At 64.5% G+C, this 18,825-nt stretch carries 16 protein-coding genes and 1 tRNA gene; 9 read left to right on the plus strand and 8 right to left on the minus strand.

Features of this window, described 5'->3' with window-relative positions:
• Positions 1-173: 173 nt before the first annotated feature.
• Positions 174-1,736, minus strand: a complete 1,563-nt coding sequence (locus SE92_RS19365; protein ID WP_063197530.1) for an adenylate/guanylate cyclase domain-containing protein — start codon at positions 1,734-1,736, stop codon at positions 174-176.
• Positions 1,737-1,929: 193 nt separating this feature from the next.
• Between SE92_RS19365 and SE92_RS19370 the strand changes: the two genes are divergently transcribed.
• Positions 1,930-3,021 (plus strand): enolase C-terminal domain-like protein, encoded by a 1,092-nt coding sequence (locus SE92_RS19370; RefSeq protein WP_063197532.1) that lies wholly within the window; start codon positions 1,930-1,932, stop codon positions 3,019-3,021.
• 9 nt (positions 3,022-3,030) lie between these two features.
• Here SE92_RS19370 and SE92_RS19375 read toward each other — a convergent pair whose 3' ends face one another.
• Positions 3,031-3,453: a RidA family protein gene (locus tag SE92_RS19375; RefSeq protein ID WP_063203637.1), complete on the minus strand. Its 423-nt coding sequence runs from the start codon at positions 3,451-3,453 to the stop codon at positions 3,031-3,033.
• 198 nt (positions 3,454-3,651) lie between these two features.
• On the opposite strand from SE92_RS19375, the gene SE92_RS19380 reads away from it, so the two are divergent.
• Entirely contained in the window at positions 3,652-4,122 is a 471-nt protein-coding gene (locus SE92_RS19380) for an NUDIX hydrolase (RefSeq protein ID WP_063197534.1), read from the plus strand.
• A 15-nt stretch (positions 4,123-4,137) separates the two neighbouring features.
• Here the strand turns inward: SE92_RS19380 and SE92_RS19385 are convergent, their stop codons facing one another.
• Entirely contained in the window at positions 4,138-5,247 is a 1,110-nt protein-coding gene (locus SE92_RS19385) for an ABC transporter substrate-binding protein (RefSeq protein ID WP_063197535.1), read from the minus strand.
• Positions 5,248-5,670: 423 nt separating this feature from the next.
• On the opposite strand from SE92_RS19385, the gene SE92_RS19390 reads away from it, so the two are divergent.
• Positions 5,671-6,513 carry a glyoxalase superfamily protein gene (locus SE92_RS19390; RefSeq protein ID WP_063197537.1) on the plus strand — a complete coding sequence of 281 codons (843 nt, stop codon included), beginning with the start codon at positions 5,671-5,673 and terminating at the stop codon, positions 6,511-6,513.
• A 30-nt stretch (positions 6,514-6,543) separates the two neighbouring features.
• Here the strand turns inward: SE92_RS19390 and SE92_RS19395 are convergent, their stop codons facing one another.
• The 3 genes from SE92_RS19395 to cpdR all read right to left on the minus strand — a co-directional run bounded on the left by SE92_RS19395 (position 6,544) and on the right by cpdR (position 7,774).
• Positions 6,544-7,026, minus strand: a complete 483-nt coding sequence (locus SE92_RS19395) for an L-2-amino-thiazoline-4-carboxylic acid hydrolase (RefSeq protein WP_063197539.1) — start codon at positions 7,024-7,026, stop codon at positions 6,544-6,546.
• A gap of 238 nt (positions 7,027-7,264) precedes the next feature.
• Positions 7,265-7,339 (minus strand) — tRNA-Val (locus SE92_RS19400).
• Between the two features lie 75 nt (positions 7,340-7,414).
• A complete protein-coding gene (gene cpdR / locus SE92_RS19405) occupies positions 7,415-7,774 on the minus strand; it encodes a cell cycle two-component system response regulator CpdR (RefSeq protein WP_007597092.1) in 360 nt (119 codons plus the stop codon).
• Positions 7,775-8,107: 333 nt separating this feature from the next.
• On the opposite strand from cpdR, the gene SE92_RS19410 reads away from it, so the two are divergent.
• The 3 genes from SE92_RS19410 (at position 8,108) to SE92_RS19420 (ending at position 11,292) form a co-directional block, all read left to right on the plus strand.
• A complete protein-coding gene (locus SE92_RS19410; protein WP_063197541.1) occupies positions 8,108-8,998 on the plus strand; it encodes an N-formylglutamate amidohydrolase in 891 nt (296 codons plus the stop codon).
• Positions 8,999-9,521: 523 nt separating this feature from the next.
• The gene (gene hisN / locus SE92_RS19415; protein WP_063197543.1) at positions 9,522-10,304 is read left to right on the plus strand and encodes a histidinol-phosphatase; all 783 of its coding nucleotides are present in this window, start codon (positions 9,522-9,524) and stop codon (positions 10,302-10,304) included.
• 22 nt (positions 10,305-10,326) lie between these two features.
• On the plus strand, positions 10,327-11,292 hold the full coding sequence (locus SE92_RS19420) for a Bug family tripartite tricarboxylate transporter substrate binding protein (protein WP_063197545.1): 966 nt from the start codon (positions 10,327-10,329) through the stop codon (positions 11,290-11,292).
• A 34-nt stretch (positions 11,293-11,326) separates the two neighbouring features.
• Here SE92_RS19420 and SE92_RS19425 read toward each other — a convergent pair whose 3' ends face one another.
• Positions 11,327-12,217, minus strand: a complete 891-nt coding sequence (locus tag SE92_RS19425; RefSeq protein ID WP_063197547.1) for a LysR substrate-binding domain-containing protein — start codon at positions 12,215-12,217, stop codon at positions 11,327-11,329.
• 90 nt (positions 12,218-12,307) lie between these two features.
• Here SE92_RS19425 and SE92_RS19430 point away from each other — a divergent pair, with 90 nt between their 5' ends.
• Positions 12,308-13,060, plus strand: a complete 753-nt coding sequence (locus SE92_RS19430; protein ID WP_063197549.1) for a sulfite exporter TauE/SafE family protein — start codon at positions 12,308-12,310, stop codon at positions 13,058-13,060.
• A 40-nt stretch (positions 13,061-13,100) separates the two neighbouring features.
• On the opposite strand, the gene SE92_RS19435 is transcribed toward SE92_RS19430, so the two are convergent.
• Positions 13,101-13,733, minus strand: coding sequence for a LysE family translocator (locus SE92_RS19435; protein WP_063197551.1), 633 nt, complete (start codon positions 13,731-13,733; stop codon positions 13,101-13,103).
• Between the two features lie 218 nt (positions 13,734-13,951).
• Here SE92_RS19435 and SE92_RS19440 point away from each other — a divergent pair, with 218 nt between their 5' ends.
• Positions 13,952-15,748, plus strand: coding sequence for an adenylate/guanylate cyclase domain-containing protein (locus SE92_RS19440; RefSeq protein WP_063197553.1), 1,797 nt, complete (start codon positions 13,952-13,954; stop codon positions 15,746-15,748).
• 197 nt (positions 15,749-15,945) lie between these two features.
• On the plus strand, positions 15,946-18,717 hold the full coding sequence (locus tag SE92_RS19445) for a di-heme-cytochrome C peroxidase (RefSeq protein ID WP_063197555.1): 2,772 nt from the start codon (positions 15,946-15,948) through the stop codon (positions 18,715-18,717).
• The last annotated feature ends 108 nt before the right edge of the window (positions 18,718-18,825 follow it).

The following is an 18,825-nucleotide window of genomic DNA, read 5'->3' on the forward strand; positions in this document are numbered from 1 at the left end:
CTCTTACCCTCCCCTTGATGGGGAGGGTCGGCTCACATTGAGCGCAGCGAGATGTGAGACGGGGTGGGGTGATCTCTCCCCACGGGCAGTCTTCGTGTTGAGAGATCACCCCACCCCGCTCGCGCTGCGCGCGATCGACCCTCCCCCTCCAGGGGAGGGTAAGACAGCCCCCGTCACGCGGGCTTCAGCGAGGCCAGCGCGCTTTCCAGCAGCGCGCGCACCCTTGCGGCGTCGTCTGACTTCACCACGGCGGGATCGAGATAGAGCTCGAGTCCGGGCGCGCGCTCGGTGATCACCCCACTCCGCTCCGCCGCCGCGTCGTTCAGCGCATCGACTGAATAGGGAATCACCTCGCGGCTGATGCCCTTCATGGTGATCGCGGGCAGCGCGTGGGCGCGGACGATGTCGCTGACGAGGGCGAAGGTCTCGTAGCTCAGCACGATCCCGCCGGCCTCGGCGATCGATTGCAGGCGCGCGGCGAGGTTCGCCTCGGCGCCGATTATGGTGTAGTCCATCCGGTCGGAGCTGCCGAAATTGCCGACATTGCAATAACCGGAATTGATGCCCATGCGCGAGCGGAACGGCTGCTCGATGCCCGAGGCGCGCCATTTCGCATTGAGCTCGGCAAGGCGCTGCTGCATGCGCCAGGCCATCTGCAGACAGGCCTGCGCATCGGCGCGGTCGCCCCTGGTCTCGGGATCGCCGAAGAAGATCAGCATGGCGTCGCCGATGAACTTGTCGATGGTGCCGCCATAGTCATGGGCGATCGCCGACATCTCCGTGAAATATTCGTTGAGGAGCTGGGTCAACTGCTCCGGCTGCAGCCGCTCGGCGGTGGCCGTGAAATTCTGGATGTCGGAGAAGAAGATGGTGAGCTTCTTGCGCTCGGTGTGAATGGTAACGTCCTTCTGGCCGGAGAAGATGCTCTTGTAGACCTGCGGCGGGATGTAGCGCGAGATCTTCATCGAGAGCGAGGCCAGGAAGTCGTTGGCGGATTCGAGCTCCTTGTTCATGCCCTTGATGCGGCGCGCCTGGCGGCGTTGCAGCGACAGGAACGACAGCCCGCTGCCGGCGGCGATCAGGAAATAGGCCAGCAGGAACTTGAACGAGAAGATGTTGGCGGCGATCGGCTGCGCGATGATCACCTCCTGGATGCCGCGGACATCCCCCACCTTCCAGTCCTTCTTCGGGCTCTCGGGGTGGCTGTTGTGGCAGCTCACGCAGGCCGGGCCCATCGTGACGGGGGCAACGAGGCGGACCTTGTCCGAGAACAGCGAGGTTTCGGTGTCGACGATCTTCTGCTCGGGGTCCTTGCGAAGCGCATCGAGCGCATCCTTCTCGAACTTGTCGAGCTGGTGCGGCGCGCGGTTCTGGAACGGGAAGTCCGACACGAAGCGGTAGGTGATGTTCTCCTGCTGCGCGCCGATCACCCGGCCGAGTTCGAGCGAGAGGGTCGCGGGAATCGGGATCGCGCCGGGAACGGACTCGTAATTGTGCACGACCTTCGTGGTGCCATCGGGGTTCGCCAGAACGCGCCCGACCACGTTGGAGGCATAATAGCTGCGCACGCTCGTGATCACCGAATTGAGATCGATCGCCTGGCGGCGCAGCGCGGTCTTGCTGAGCTCGACCAGGTCCAGCCACACCGCGAGCGGCAGAGCGAGCAGGAGGAAGGCGATCACGGCCCCCGTGAGAATGCCGCTCTTGCGCTGTTCTTCGGAGATCTCTTGTTTCACGCTATGGCTCCGTTGTGTGCGATTTTGTCGCAAACTGTCAGGGATCTGCGGCAAAGGATGCGGCGGCACAGAGCCAACAATTGCGGGCGGACGCAACCCCATTTTATGGTGGTCGCGGAAGGCGCCTTTTCGTTTGATCACGGATGCTTAAGATCGCCATCGACCTGCATCCGCTGCGCCGGGAGAGAGATCCATGACTGAGACCATCCGCATCAAGCGCTTCAACGCGCGGCCGGTGATCGTGCCGATGAATTTGCCGCTCCAGACCTCGACCGGGGCAGTCGCCAGGGCACCGCTGGTGCTGATCGACTGCGAAACCGACCAGGGCGCGGTCGGACACGCCTATTTGTTCTCGATCACGCCGTCGGCCTTGAAGCCCCTGACGTCGATGGTCACGGAAATGTCAGAGCTCGTCGCCGGCGACGAGCTGGTGCCGTTCGAGATCGAGCGCAAGCTGAGCCAGCGCTTCACCCTGCTCGGCCTCGCCGGCCTGCAGCGGCTGGCGCAATCCGGCATCGACATGGCGGCATGGGATGCGCTGGCGCGAGCCAAGGGCCTGCCGCTGGCCCGCCTGCTCGGCGGCGCGCCGAAGCCGGTCAGGGCGTACAATTCGAAGGGGCTCGGCATCATGCCGGCGGGTGCTGCGGTCGACGAGGCGCACAAGCTGCTGGCCGAGGGGTTTCACGCCGCCAAGATCCGCGTCGGGCGCCCCGATGCGCGGGAGGATCTCGCCGTCGTTCGCGCCGTGCGCAAGGCCGTCGGCGATCGGGTGACGTTGATGTGCGACTACAATCAGGCGCTGACGGTGACCGAAGCGATCCGCCGCGGCGAGATGCTCGACGACGAGGGCCTCAGCTGGATCGAAGAACCGATCCGCCACGACGACTATGAGGGCTGCGCCCGCATTGCCGACGCGCTGCATACGCCGCTGCAGATCGGCGAGAACTTCGACAGCGCCTTCTCGATGCAGACCGCGCTCGCGGCGGAAGCCTGCGACTATGTCATGCCCGACGTTCAACGCATCGGCGGCGTCACCGGCTGGCTGCGGGCCGCCGCGCTCGCCCATGCCGCCGGCATCGAGATGTCCTCGCATCTGTTCTCGGAAGTCAGTGCGCACCTGCTTTGCGTGACGCCGACCGCGCATTGGCTGGAATATGTCGACTGGGCCGATGCCGTGCTGGCAACGCGGCTCCAGATCAAGGACGGCTTTGCGCTGCCGAGCGAGGAGCCCGGCAACGGCATCGCCTGGGACGAGGCGGCGGTCGCCAAATATCTCGTCAAATAGGACGACCTGCTACGTCCGAACGGCGGCGATCATGTTCAGCTCGACCGGAGCCCCGCGTGGCAATTCGGCGACACCGACGGATGTCCGCGTGTGACGGCCGCGATCGCCGAGGCGTTCGATCAGCCGGTCGGACGCCCCGTTCATGACTTGTGACTGCTGGGTAAATCCAGGCGCCGAGGCGACGTATCCCACGACCTGCAGGATTTGGACGATCCTGTCCTCTCCGCCGGTTGCGTGATTGATGGCGGAGATGCAGAGATCGGCACAGAGGGCGGCGGCCTCTTGCGCGGCCGCAACATCGACGCCCGCGCCGACCTTGCCCGCGTACAGCAGGTCCTCGCCGCGACGCGGCAGCTGGCCACTGACATAGGCAATCCCACCATGGATGATCACCGGCAGGTAGTTGCCGCCGGGCTTGTTCACGCTGCTCATGTCGTTGGCCTGCCTTCTCTTCATATCCGGCGAAACGACGCATCGGCCTCGTCGCCGTGGGGACGGCTGGACAATGGCAGGCGACAAATCATGGATCAAGGCTGCCAAGCTCTTGCATGACGAGGGCGGCGGGTCCGGCCCGACGAGGCTTTGCTTCCACGCATTGCGCGGCGGTAGCGGGCGCGATAACGATGGCCCATGACCAATTGGCGCCCTCATGCCCACATCCGCGTCGTCGCGATCGGCCTGCACTGGCGGGACGGACGGCTGCTGGCGGCCGAGGTTCGCGACGATGCCGGCCGGATCAAGGGCGTGCGTCCGCTCGGCGGCGAGATCGAATTCGGCGAGAGCTGGCGGGCTGCGCTCGTGCGTGAATTCAACGAGGAGCTCGGCATCGACGTCACGCTGAAGGGCGAACCGCTGATGCTGGAGAACATCTTCGTGCACGAGGGCGCAACGGGGCACGAGGTGATGTTCATCTCCGAGGTCGAGTTTCCCGATGCCGCATTCCGCGGTCAGGACCGCATCGACTTCCGGGAGGATAATGGCGAGCAGATCGTCGCGCGCTGGTTCGACTTGGCCGATCTCGACGCGGACGGCGCGCCGAGCCTGTTTCCGACCGGGCTGAAGGGCTTGCTGCTGGGCGCGGCAAAGGACAGCCCCGCGTAAGCGGCGCGTTGGCGGCTACTTCATCAGCCTGAAGCGGCCTCCTTCCACCTTGATCAGGAACGCCGAGCGCTCGTCGTATCCGTTGTGATCGGTTGCGCTCATCGTGGACAAGCCGTTGTTGAGATACACCTCCTTGACGCGCTCGAGCTGGTCACGCAGGGCGGCGCGAAACTCCGCCGTGCCGGGTTTCGCGGTCTTCAATGCAGCTGGTATCGCCGTCTGGAGGAGCGCCATGGAATCCCAGAGATGCGCTGCGAAGATGTTCGGCTTCTGCCCGTTCGCCTTCTCGTAGGCGGACAGCAACTGGTCCCGGATCTTGCGGAACGGATCGTCCGCCGGAAGATCGTCGGCGATCGTGAACGCCTCGCCGGTGAAGACGGCGCCTTCGACGCTGGCGCCGCCGAGCTTGATGAATTCTTCCGTCGCCACGCCATGGGTCTGGTAGATCTTGCCGGAATAGCCGCGCTCGCGAAGCGCCTGTTGCGGCAGCACCGCCGGCGTGCCCGCCGAGGCGATGAAGACGGCGTCCGGATTTGTCGCCATCACCTTGAGGGCCTGGCCGGTCACGCTGGTGTCGGCGCGCGCATAGACTTCGTGCGTGGTCAGGGTCAGGCCGAGGGTGGGAGCAAGCCTGCTTACTTCCTTGTAGTAACCCTCGCCATAGCCATCGGAGACGCCGATGTAGCCGAGAGTCTTCGCGCCGGATTTGGCGATGTGCTTGAGGATCGCGAGGGCCATCAGGTCGTCGTTGGGAACGACCTTGAAGGCCCATTTGCGCCGTTCGTCCATCGGCTGGACGATGGCCGTCGCCGCGGCGAGCGAGATGATCGGTGTCTTGGCCTCCCAGGCGACGTCGAGCATCGGCATGGTCACCGGCGTCAGCGAGGAGCCGATGAGGACGTCGACACCGTCCTGAATGACGAGCCGCCGCGCGTTTTGAATGCCTTTGGTCGAGTCCGATTCATCGTCGAGGGCGATATAGACGATCTTTTCGCCGCCGATCTCCCTCGGGAGGGCCGCAACCGTCCGCATCTGCGGCTGCCCGAGCGCCGACCCCGGCCCTGAAGCAGAGACCACGATTCCCACCTTGATATCGGCCCTTGCGGTGGAGATGGCGAGAACCATTGCGGTGCAAACGCACAAGGCGACAAGGCAGCGCCGGATCATGATGTCCTCCCGTGTATTATATTTCGCCGGCGCAATGTCGTCCTGGCCGCGGCGAAAGTCTGTCCCTACGGCTAGGGACAGGCGCGCCCGGAGATGGCGTTGCGCTCTGTCGGGATGGTGGAGTTTCCCCGGAAGAATCTCGGATGTGCCTCACTCGAAAGTGACGATTGATCCATCTCTCGCGGTTTGCAGGGAGACGCTGCTTCGGTTGACAAGCACGGGAGCCTCCAGCACAATTTGCGCAGGTAGATACCGCCTGCTGCTTGCGCCCTCCGGGGTATGGTGAAGTGTATCAGACCGCCGCGCGCTTCCTTTGCTCGAGCGAACGGGTCAGTAACGCAAGCCCTGACAAACTCCGTTCGCGTTGCAAAGGATCAGCAGATGCGCGATTTCCGCGACGCCAAAGCCATGGCGCAAACGCTTCGTGAAACCTTGAACGCCCGATCGGTCTCCCTCACCGTCGGTGAGAGCCTGGAGCTGATCGCGAAAATCCTGGGATTTCCAGACTGGAACGTCCTGGCCGCGAGGATCAAGGCTGCCGGACAGGACGCCCGGGCGCGCGTTGCAGAACCTGCACCCGACGCAGCGAACGGCGCGGCCGCGACCGAAATCGAGATACCGCCCGACATCCTGGACCGCTATGCCGGAACGTATCGGTTCAACAATGCCGTCTTCACCGTGCGGCGCGATGGAAACAGCCTATCGGCGCATCTCAGCGGTCAAGGCTCGGTGTCCTACCGCCCCATCAGCGAGACGGAATTCACCGGAGAGAACGTCGACATCAAACTCCGCTTCGTTCCCGGACCGGACAACACGCCGTCCGCATTGGTGCTGCGTCAGCACGGCAATGATCACACCATGCCGCGGATCGATGCGGCGGAAGCGCAGGAGCTCGAGCGCGCCATCAAGGACCGCATGAACCGCCGCTCCGCCAGTCCCGGAACCGAGGCCGCGCTTCGTCGTCTCGTCGAAGACCTCGCGACTGGCCGGCCCGATTATTCCGCCATGAGCGCGGGATTGGCAGAGGCCACGCGTCAGCAATTGCCGACGCTGCAACTCGGTCTCGCCGAGATGGGACCGATCACCTCGATCACGTTTCTTGGCGTTGGCGCGCAAGGACAGGACGTCTATTCCGTCTGGCACGAAGGCGGCGCCTCGCATTGGCACATCGCCCTGGAAGCCGATGGCACGATCGGGTCGGCCTTCGTCACTCCGGGACCGTGACACGAGACCAATCGCAGCATGCGGGCGCAATCACCCCTCGCCCGCATCGCGTCGGTAGCGGAAGTCGCAATGCGGCGCACCTTGCATGATCGTCTGCGTGCGTGTGAGCTTGATGTCAGGACCAAAACCTTCCGCGGTGGCAAAATCGGCGGTGCAGACCAAGAGGAAGCCGAGCTCGGGCGCGCCGAGGGCCTTGTAGAACTCGGCATAGGCGCAGCGCGTGACATCGAAGGCGAAGGCATCGTGCGATTGCTCGATGACGTCATAAGCGAGCGCGTCGTCTCGGGCGTAGGTCCTGAAGGCGGACGACACGGCCTCGCCGAGATCGGCTTCGTGGTTGCCCGGGTTCTTGGCCTTCCAGAATTCCTCGCCGAAGCCGCGATAGAGATCCCCGAGCGCCTTGCGCACCAGTGCGTTGGCGCGGGCCGTGCCGAGCTCGGCCTGAAGCGCCTTGACCAGCGGCACCAGGATCTGGGCCTGGATCTTGGCCTGTTCGATGACGGATATGCTCATAGGCGGGCTCGCGTCAGAACCATATCGTAGCCCGGATGGAGCGTCAGCGTAATCCGGGATGGCGGGATTGGTTCGGAGATGCCGAGCAAGGCGCTTCAATCCGTCTTCGCTCTGCGAGCTACGCCGGACATGCTTCAGGTCGGATGAGTGGCTTGCCGAGCCGTAGCTCGCGGCGGCAGCCCGCCTTCGCCCGATGGGCTTCGGCGCGGCATCCTTCTCTCGCTTCGCGAGCGAAGGATGGTGGGCGCGACAGGGATCGAACCTGTGACCCCTACCATGTCAAGGTAGTGCTCTCCCGCTGAGCTACGCGCCCTAATAGTCCACTTACGTCGGGTGGGGTCCCTATAACGGCTCAGGGGAGCCGGCGCAAGGACGGAACGGGGCCTATTCAGGCCGCCAGCATCTTGTTCACTTCGCTGACCAATTCGCGCAGATGCACGGGCTTGGACAGCACCTTGGCGTTCTTGGGGGCGTCCGAATCCGAGTTCAGGGCGACCGCGGCGAAGCCGGTGATGAACATGATCTTGATATCGGGATCGAGTTCCGAGGCCCGGCGGGCGAGCTCGATGCCGTCCATCTCCGGCATCACGATGTCGGTGAGCAGCATCTCGAACGGCTCTTCCCGCAGCCTTTGATAGGCGGCCATGCCGTTGTCGTGGGACGAGACCTGAAAACCGGCGTTTTCCAGCGCCTTGACCAGGAAACGGCGCATGTCGTTGTCGTCTTCGGCGAGCAGGATCTTTGGCATGGCAGGAATCGTCGCATCCCCAGAGGATATCAGCAGAGGTCACTAAGCCCGACAGAGGGTAAATTTGGGGTGAAAATCTTTACCCTGGCAGCAGCTCGCGCTGCCGCACTCTTGTGAACCCGAAAACGGCGCGAATCAATCGAGCCGCGTGGGCCCGTCCCCGCCTCCCTGCCCGCACGGTTAAGACGTGTTCCAATCACCGTCGCATCTTTTCGCTTGGCAGAATGGTTGCGATTCCGGACAATGACGACACATAAGAGCCGCATCCATCGGCCGAATCAATGCGGTCTGGCCCCTGCCAGATCCCGGCGCGAAGGGACGAAGCCTGAGAAGATGACCCGGTTTGACGGCGAGACGTCGCCAGCCTTCGAGATCGTGGAGCCCGCGCAATGGCGCGCGCCTGTCATCTTCAACTCGCCGCATTCCGGCTCGACCTATCCGGACGAATTTTTGGCGGCCTCGCGGATCGACCTGCCGACGTTGCGGCGGTCCGAAGATTCCTTCATGGACGAGCTGATCGGCCATTTGAGCGAGCGCGGCTTTCCAACCGTCAGGGTCAATTTTCCCCGCTCCTATGTCGACGTCAACCGCGAGCCTTATGAGCTCGATCCCCGCATGTTCAGCGGACGGCTGCCGAGCTTTGCCAACACCCGCTCGATGCGGGTCGCCGGCGGCCTCGGCACCATTCCGCGCGTGGTCGGCGACGGCCAGGAAATCTACCGCGACCGCATCCTGGTCGACGATGCGCTGGGGCGGATCGAGACGCTGTACAAGCCTTACCATCGCGCGCTGCGCCGGCTGATCAACAAGGTGCACCAGATGTTCGGCACCGTGGTGCTGGTCGACTGCCATTCGATGCCGTCGGTCGGCGTGAGCAGGGACGAGCCGCGCCGGCCCGACGTCGTGATCGGCGACCGCTACGGCACGAGCTGCACGCCGCTGCTGCCGGACCGGGTGGAAGAGACCATGACCGGGCTCGGCTATTCGATCGGCCGCAACAAGCCCTATGCCGGCGGCTTCATCACCGAGCATTACGGCAATCCCGCGAGCGGCCTGCACGCGGTGCAGCTCGAGCTCAACCGGGCGATCTACATGGACGAGCGGCGACGCGAGCGCAGCCCGCGCTTTGCGCAAGTGGCGGCCGACTTCGGCGTTCTCGCCGACGTGCTGGCGACCACGATTCCGTTCGGCGATCTCGGCCCGTTCCAGGCCGCGGCGGAATAGGCGCAGCTTCTCTCTCGGATGACGATGCCTTGAAGCGCGAGCGCGTTTTCGCTTCGCAAGCTTGCGCGCCCTCAAATGAAAGCGGCCCGGACAGAAAAAAGGGCCGCTCGCGAATGACGCAAGCGGCCCAAGTCTAGGGAGGAAACGCCCAAGGAGGGCAGCGGTAACGCCAAGCGCTACCGCACCGCAACAATATGCGACCGCGCCGCACAAAGTGCAAGGCCTTTTGAGCCATTTCCCATGCAATACGCACATGGCTCAATTGCTTCTACGGAAACCCAGATTCAGTTTCTTTGATAAGGAAATTCAATGGGTTGATAGATGTTTGCATACGAACGAGGCATGGTCGGAACTAAGTTTTCAACGCCATGATCGATATTTGGCCAAGCAATGACTGCGATGAGGCAGCGCCGGTCGGCATCCAAAATACCAGGGTGCAAATCAAGACAGCGCTGCCCGCGAGAAGCGAATTGAGCTAGGCAGAAGCGAGCTTCGTCCAACTTTCGCTTTGAGGATTTGGCCTGTGACGGTGATCGACTTCTCCGCCTTCATCGAACGGCTCGCCACCGCCTCCGGCGAAACCATCCTGCCGTTCTTCCGCACCTCGCTGTCGATCGACGACAAGAGCAAGACCAAGGATTTCGATCCGGTCACCGAAGCAGACCGCGCCGCCGAGGCCGTGATGCGCCGGCTGATCAAGGCGAGCTTCCCCCAGCACGGCATTGTCGGCGAGGAATTCGGCAATGAGCGCGAGGACGCCGACTATGTCTGGGTGCTCGACCCCATCGACGGCACCAAGTCCTTCATCGGCGGCTTTCCGATCTGGGGCACGCTGATCGCACTGCTGCACAAGGGCGCGCCGGTCTACGGCATGATGCACCAGCCCTTCATCGGCGAGCGCTTCTCCGGCGACAACGGCTCGGCCAACTACAAGGGCCCTTCCGGCGAGCGCCGCCTCCAGGTTCGCCGCTGCGCCTCGCTGTCGGAGGCGACGACCTACACCACCTCTCCGCTGCTGATGAACGAGCGCGACCGCGCCATCTTCGGCCGGATCGAGAAGGGCGCCCGGCTGTCGCGCTATGGCGGCGACTGCTACTCCTATTGCATGCTGGCGGCAGGCCATGTCGATCTCGTGGTCGAGACCGAGTTGAAGCCTTACGACATCGCGGCCCTGATCCCGATCGTGACCGGCGCCGGCGGCGTCGTCACCACCTGGGAAGGCAAGCCGGCCCAGGGCGGCGGCCGCATCATCGCGGCCGGCGACGCCAGGGTTCACGAAGAAGCGCTCAAGCTTCTCAATCAATAAGCAACGCGAGCGGGAGGCTTGCATGACCATCTCACGCAGGCTTCTCCTTGGTTTATTCCTGCTGCTTCCGTCAGCGGTAGCGGCGCAGACTTTTCCCGCAAAGCCTATCAAGCTGATCGTGCCGTTCCCGGCCGGCGGCCCCAACGACATCATCGCGCGTGTGATCGGCCAACGCATGTCGGAGCTCTCGGGCCAGCCGGTGCTGATCGACAATCGCGGCGGCCAGGGCGGCGTGCTCGGCACCGACGCCGTCGCCAAGGCGCCGCCTGACGGCTACACCATCGCGATCTCCTCGGCCGGCGCCCTCGCGATCAGTCCGAGCATGGAGAAAGTCGCCTATGACACGTTGACTGATCTCACGCCGGTGACGCTGGTTGCGACCGTGCCGGAAATGCTCGTGGTGGCCACCAACGTGCCGGCAAAGGACATCGGCGAATTGATCGCGCTCGCCAAGGCACAGCCGGGAAAGCTCAACTTCGCTTCATCCGGCCCCGGCAGCCTGCCGCATCTGGCCGGCGAATTGTTCAAGCTGACGGCCAGGATCGACATCGTGCACGTGCCCTATCGCGGCGCCGCGCCGGCCGTGAACGATCTGTTGGGCCAGCAGGTGCAGATGACCTTCCTCGATCTCCCGGTGCTGTTGCCGCAGGTGAAAGCCGGCGCGTTGAAGCCGATCGCGATCGGCTCGGCGATGCGCGCCCCCACCGCCCCCGAGGTGCCGACGCTCTCGGAAGCGGGTTTTCCCGATCTGCGCGTCGAGAATTGGTACGGCATGGTCGCACCGAAGGGCACGCCGAAGGAGATCGTCACCGCGCTGCATGACCTCGCGACCAAGGCGATGGCGGATCCCGCGGTGAAGGAGAAGCTCGCCGCCCAGGGCGCGACGCTTGTCGGCGACGAGCCGGAGCATTTTCGCGCCTTCATCGCGGATGAGACGAAGAAGTGGGCGAAGGTGATCAAGGACGCCGGGGTTGAGACAGCGAAATAGGCTCTCTCTTACCCTCCCCTGGAGGCTAAGAGGCTCACACCGCCTCAGCCCTTAAATGCTCCACCAGCATCTTGGCCGGCCGCGGCAGCGCCTTGAAGCTCCTTGCGCAGATCACGAGACGGCGGTTGGCGAAGGCATCGCGCAGGCGGACCATGGCGAGCGGCATCGTCTTGGCGCAGCGGCGGGCGGCGGCTTCGGGCATGAGGGCAACGCCAACGTCGGCGGCGACCATCTGGCAGATCGCGTCGAAATCGCGCAAGCGCGCGCGGAAATGCGGGCGCATGCCGAGCCGGGCCGCGTGCCTGGAGATGTGCATCTGAAGCGCGGTGGCGCTGGTCAAGCCGACGAAGTCGCACGCTCCCGCTTCCTGAAAATCGATCTGGCGGCGGCCGGCGAACGGGCCGCGTTTCGACGTCACCAGCGTCAGGCGGTCCTCGCTGAAGGGGAAGCGCTCGATATGCTCGGGCAGCGCGTGCTCGGCGGCAAAGCCGAGATCGGCGGCACCCGCGGTGATCGCCGCCGCGATGTCGGTGCTCTCGCGCTCCTCGATGTCGATGGCGACGTCGCGATGCTGGCGCAGGAAGCCGGCCAGCGCCTTCGGCAGATGCTCCGACAGGCCCGACGTGTTGGCGAGGAAGTGAACGCTGGCGCGCACGCCCGAGGCAAAACCGGCGAGATCGCCACGCATGGCGTCGATCTGGTGGATGACGAGCCGGGCATGATCGAGCAGGCTCTCGCCGGCCGCGGTCAATTCGACGCCGCGGCGGCCGCGCTTGAGCAGCACGACGCCGAGCGCATCCTCGAGCCCCTTGATGCGCGCGCTGGCCGAGGCAAGCGCCAGGTGCGAGCGCTCCGCGCCGCGGGTGATGCTGCGCTGGTCGGCAACCGCGATGAAGAGCTGGAGGTCGACGAGGTCGAAGCGCATGGCGGTCTCTCCTTAGCCTTCGCCAGGGACGAAGGCACTCTCCGTAACCTCCAGATTGTGCCCGCGCCCAGCTTCGGTCAATGTGCCCAAATGATCGACCCGCTTCTCATCCTCATCGCCGCCGTCTTCCTGCTCGCCGGATTCGTCAAGGGCGTGGTCGGTCTCGGCCTGCCGACCGTGTCCATGGGCCTGCTCGCCGTGAGCATGGCCCCGAGCCGCGCGATTGCCATCGTGATCGTGCCCGCCATCGTCACCAATATCTGGCAGACCTTCGTCGGCCCGTATTTGCGCGACATCCTGCGGCGGCTGTGGCCGCTGATGATCGGCACCGTGATCGGCTGCTGGCTCAATGCCGGCGCGCTGACCGGCCCGCATGCGCGCTATGGCACCATCGTGCTCGGCGTGCTGCTCGTCGTCTACGCGGTGATCGGCCTGAACAAATTCCATTTCCACGTCGCTCCGCACAACGAGAAATGGGTCGGCGGCTTGGTCGGTGTCGTTACCGGCGTGATCTCGGCCTCGACTGGCGTGCAGGTGATCCCCTCGATGCCGTTCATGCAGGCGATCGGGATGGAAAAGGACGAGCTGGTGCAGGCGCTGGGCGTGTTCTTCACGACAGCGACGCTGGCGCTCGCCTTCAACCTCACCGCCGGTGGATTGCTGACGCCCGCCAATGCCGTGCCGGGCGCTGTCGGCCTTGCCATGGCCTTTGCCGGCATGTTCATCGGCCAGTCGGTGCGGGCGCGAATGCCGGCGGAAGCGTTCCGCCGCTGGTTCCTGATCGCGATGATCTTGCTCGGGCTTTATCTCACCGGCAGCGCGCTGGCGAAGGAGTTCGCGTAAACTCAGATCGCACGAAGCTCCCTCATCCGTTCGAATGAGCCTACCGGCTCTCCAGCATCGCGACGCGAATGCCGAGATAGATGAAGAGGCCGCCGAGCGCGCGATTGACCCAGGCGATGGCGCCCTCGGACCGGCGCAGCCGGTGCGCGGCTTTCGCCGCGAAGGCTGCCAGCACCAGGCACCACAGCGTTCCCGTAGAGATGAAGATCAGGCCGAGCGCCAGGAACGCGAGCGGCTTGTGGGTCGCATCGGCTGCGACGAATTGCGGCAGGAAGGCCAGGAAGAACAGCGCGACCTTGGGATTGAGCGCGTTGGTGAAGACACCCTGCAGGAAGACCCGCCGCAGCGAGCTCCGCACCGGCTCGTCGATCGCCGCCGCCAGCACCGGGCGCGACCACAACATCTGCAGCCCGGTCACCACGAGATAGGCCGCGCCAACCAGCTTCAGGATCGAGAACGCGGTCGACGAGGCCATCAGCAGGGCCGAAAGACCGATCGCCGCAGCCGCGACATGGACAAAACAACCGCAACTGATGCCGAATGCGGCAGCGGCACCGCCCCGCCAGCCCATCTGCATGCTGCGGCCGATGACGTAGACCGAATCCGGCCCCGGCGTGATGTTGAGCAGCACGCCCGACAGGACGAACAGCCATATCTCATGAATGCCCAGCATATGTGACGTGCCCTCGCCGCCAGTCCGGAACACGGGCTTATTCGGTTCGTCTCGCCCCGTCCACCGGCGGGACTGCGTAGGATTTACCTCGAATTTGCAACGCAAAGCCTACTATCACTCGTCCGCATCTGCTCTATAAAGGCAGGGTTCTTGAAATGCGGGATTCGAGGCGACTGCCACGGCGTGGCCGGTCTGCCCTCCCTTGGAGCTGCGAGAATATGGAAAGACGTCTGGCTGCCATCGTCTGCGCCGATGTCGCCGGCTATTCGCGCATGATGGGCAGCGACGAAGCCGGCACCCATGCCGCCTTCAAGGCCCATCGCGCCGCGATCCACCCCATCATCCTCAATCACGGCGGCCGCGTCGTCAAAAACACCGGCGACGGCTTCCTGCTCGAGTTCCCCTCGATTGTCGGCGCCACCGAGGCCGCGATCGCGATGCAGACCCTGATGGTCGAGCGTAACCACCATCTGCCGGCCGATCGCGCCATGCAGTTCCGGCTCGGCATCCACATGGGCGACGTCATCGCCGACGAGGACGAGGTGTTCGGTGACGATGTCAACATTGCCGTCCGCCTGGAATCGGTGGCGAGCCCCGGCGGCTTCGCGATCTCGGCCAAGGCCTATCGCGAGGCGAGCAAGCATCTCACCGCGCGACTGACCGATGCCGGCAACCATCGCTTCAAGAACATCAAGGATCCGATCGGAGTCTTTACCTGGATGCCCGACGGGGCACCGGCACTGGCCCCCGAATTGAGAGAAGCGTCGGCGCTGTCGCAGCAGTACCGCACCGCCATCGTCGGGGTGCTGCCCTTCGCCAATCTCAGTGACGCCCAGGACGAATATTTCTCCGACGGCCTCACCGAGGATCTGATCCACGCGCTGTCGCTGCAATCCTTCTATCGCGTGCTGAGCCGCAACTCGACCTTCGCCTTCAAGGGCAAGAACACCAGCACGCGCCTGATCGCGCGCGAGATCGACGCCACCTATCTGATCCAGGGCTCGGTGCGGCGCGCGGGCGCCAAGATCCGCGTCACCGCCGAGCTGATCGCGCCGGAGACCGGCGAGCAGCTCTGGACCGGCCGCTATGATCGCGACATCGGCGACTTCTTCGCGATGCAGGACGAGATCACCACCAACCTGTCCGCCGCCATCGCCACCGAGATCGTCCGGGCCGAGGCCTCGGCGCCGGCACGGCTCTCGACCGACGTGAGCGCCTGGGACCGCTTCCTCAAGGGCCTGTCGCACTACTATCGGCAGACCAAGGAAGACCTGGCCACCGCCGTCGAGCTATTCCGGGAGGCCATCCGGCTCGATCCCAAACTGTCGATCGCGCACGCCTATCTCGCCACGATCCAGATCCAGAGCATCCAGTTCGGCTGGGTCAAGGGCACGCGGGAGATGTGGGCCGAGGCGATGAACCTGGCTGAGACCAGCGTCCGGCTCGACCCGCGCTCCTCCTTCGCGTTCTCGATCCTGTCCTGGGCCCACGCGATGGAGGGGCATTACGAGGCCGCGATGGACGCCGCCAAGCGCGCGGTCGCGCTCAATCCTTACGACAATGGCGCGCGCGGCGTGCTCGGCATCTGCCATTTCGTCATCGGCGAGCATCGCGAGGCGATCGAGCTGTTCTCGATGGCCGCGCAGCGCGACAACAGTGACCCGCGCTATCAATGGGCGGCGCTGAACGCCTTCAGTCACTACCTGTTGCGCCAATATGACGCGACCCTGTCATGGGCCCGCGAGCAGCTCTACATCAACCCGAACCACATGCAGGCGCTGGCGATCCGCGCCGCGGCGTTGGCCCAGATGGGACGGAGTGGCGAGGCGAGCGAGGCCCTCGGCGTGCTGATGGGAAACTACCCCACCCTGAACGTCGACAGGCATTTGCGCAACTTCCACTGGAAGCGGCCTGAGGACCTCGCCCATTACCGCGAGGGGCTGCTGAAGGCCGGCGTGCCGCTCGGCAAGCTGACCCTGGTGCAGAGCGACATCAAACGCGCCGCCGAGTCCTGACAGGCGGGCTCGAGCCCATTGCAATCCCTAATCGGTGCCTTGGCAAATCCGCACCGCCTTTTCTTGACACCACAGTGAATTCGGCCACATTCCTCTGCACGCCTAAGTAGTATAGCCTGCTGCCAGTTTGTTAGGACTTTCCGCGCTTGATCGGCGCCTCTGCATTTCACGATTCGCTGCTTTCAGGATTTTGGGCCATGCATTCCCCCGCTTCGAAGCCGCCCTTCGACCCCTCGATCCCGGTCTCGCCGGACAATCCCTGTCCGTTCCTGCGCGGCCTTGTCGGTGAAGGTTTCGTCGAGGGCGGGACCGTCCCGCTCAACACGCTCTCGCAGACCATCGCGAATGCGACCGGCGAGACGGGGCTGAAGAAGATCTCGGCCCGCATCCAGGTCCGCGGCGTTGCGCTCATCGCGAACGGCTTCAAGCACATTCTGAAGAGCATCTGGTCGGGCGCGCAGCTCGACGCGCTGCGCGGCGGTCCGCTCGACAAGCGCGGCGCCGGCTCGCGCATCCTCGGCGTCGACGGCAAGGTCAACGAGGACGAGATCGCGCGGTTCGCGAGCTTCGGCCGGACCTACACCGACCCGAACACCGGCAGCAGCGAGCCCGGCCTCAACGCCGCGGAAATCAAGACCTTCATGCGCGACAACCTCAAGCGCGCCGGCAGCGCCGCACGCTGGTACTACCCGCTGCTGATGAAGTTCGAATGGCCCATCCTTTTGAAGATCATCGGCAAGGGCAAGACAGACGAGGGGCGTTATCTCAGCGTGGCCGACGTGCGCACGCTGTTCAACGAGCGCCGATTTCCCGACCGTATCAACCAGCAGATATTGTCGCAGCCGCTGCTGTCGGCCTGCCAGCTCCGCTTTCGCTGGGCGGTCGCGCTCACGGCGCTGGTCATCGGCCTTGGTCTCGCCGCGCTGGTGGCCGTCGCCGAATTCCCCAACCAGGTCCGCGCCATGCTGCCGCAGAAGGGGATCCTCGTGAATCTTCTGCCGCCGCCCTTGCCTGCGGTCCCGGAGACGAAAGCCGCCTTCTGGCTCGAGCAGAACTGGTCGCTGAAAGACCGGCACTGGTTCCACCATGCCAGCCAGGGCACCGCGACCTTCCCGGTGCCCTACGAATGGTTCATGGCGCTGGAGCAGCCGCGGCTTCGTCTGTTCTCGAAGCCGAGCATGATGAAGGACAGCGCCTATCTCGAAGGCTTCGGCTTCATCCCGAGCCCGCAATCGATCCAGACCGACACGACGACATTGCGCCGCTTCGGTTACGCCAACGTCTACGAGACGACGCAGGTGCCGGACTGGTCGACGAGGTGGACGCCGGCGGACAACGTCGACGGTCTGCCGGTCGGCTTCGCGCGGATGACCGGCGTCGTCGATCCCGCGACCGGCCGCCGCGAGGAGGACAAGATCGGGCTGACCTGCGCGGCCTGCCACACCGGCCAGATCCATTACCAGGGCGTGGACGTCCGCTTCGACGGCGGTCCGGCGATGACCGACCTGAAGAAGCTGGAGCTCTCTACCGGCCTCTCGATCGCCTACACGCTGTACGTCCCGTTCCGCTTCCAGCGCTTCGCCGATCGCGTGCTCGGCCCCGAAGCCAGCAAGACGGACCGCACCGCGCTCAAGCAGAAGCTCAGTGCGATCGGCACGTTCCTGATCGACTGGCAAAAGAAGTACGAGGCGACGATCGAGGACAAGAAGACCTGGGACGGCAAGCGGCAGCAGGACACGGAGGAAGGGTTCGGCCGCCTCGACGCGCTCAACCGCATCGGCAACCAGGTCTTCTCGCAGGATCTCGCGCTGAGCGGGGTCAAGGGATTCGAGAAGAACCTGCACGCCCAGGACGCCCCGGTCAGCTACCCCCCGATCTGGACCGTGCCCTGGTTCAAGTTCGCCCAATACGACGCCTCGATCGAGCAGCCGTTGATCCGCAACGCCGGCGAAGCGCTCGGCGTGACCGCGCTGCTCAACCTGTCCGACGCCTATCCGGAGGACCGGCTGTGGCGCTCCTCGGTGAATATCAGGACGCTCGGCTGGATCGAGGACATGCTGAGAGGCCCCGATCCGTTCAAGGCGGCCGATCCTTCCACAGGTCCGAAGTTCGGCGGCCTGCTCGCGCCGAAATGGCCTTCGCAGATCCTCGGCGATGCATGGCGGCTGAAACCCGATCGCGTCGAGCGCGGCCGTGCCATCTATGCCGAGATGTGCTCGGGATGCCACCTGCCTGATATCAACACCCCCGCCTTCTGGTCATCGAAGCATTGGGAGCCGAACGGCGACAGCAAGGTCCTGAACGCCGTGACGATCCCCCTCGACGAGATCAAGACGGACCCCGAACAGTCGCTCGTTCTCGGCAAGAGGATCGTCGATGTGCCCGGTTTCCTGAAGATGAACACGGCCGATCTCCAGACATGGTGGCAATGCGAGATCCCGACCGCGAGCACCTCGCCCAACGAAATGGTCTATGCGCTCGGTCTCATGACCGCGGTCGATCTCGTCGCCCGCAAATGGATGGATGACGAGAAAGTCCCGGACGCCGAGCGGGCGAAGATGTGGAATCTCGCGCGCAAGAACTGCCTCAATCCGGCGCCCGATCCGCGCTATCGCGCGCGGCCGCTGAACGGCATCTGGGCCACCGCGCCTTACCTGCACAACGGCTCGGTGCCTTCGCTGTATTGGCTGCTGAAGCCGGCGAGCGAGCGCCCGCGCAAATTCTGCATGGGCCGCCGTGACTACGATCCCGACACCGTGGGCTTTGCGGTCACCGCGGACGAAAAATGCAAGACGGGCGAAACGCAGTTCACGGCGGGGTCCGAGAAGGATCCGGTCCAGGGCAACAGCGTGCTCGGCCATTCCTTCGAGCGCAAGGACGGCGAGCCGAAACGCCCCGGCGTGATAGGCCGCATCTTCAAGGACGATGCCGAGCGCTATGATCTGATCGAGTATCTGAAGACGCTGTAGCGCTTTCTTACCTCGCCCCGCTTGCGGGGAGAGGTCGAATTCGATCGCAGATCGAATTCGGGTGAGGGGGACTCTCCGCGAGTCCAACTCTCACCGTCTTTGCGGAGA

It is taken from the genome of Bradyrhizobium sp. AT1, from assembly GCF_001590795.1.
Lineage (GTDB): Bacteria > Pseudomonadota > Alphaproteobacteria > Rhizobiales > Xanthobacteraceae > Bradyrhizobium.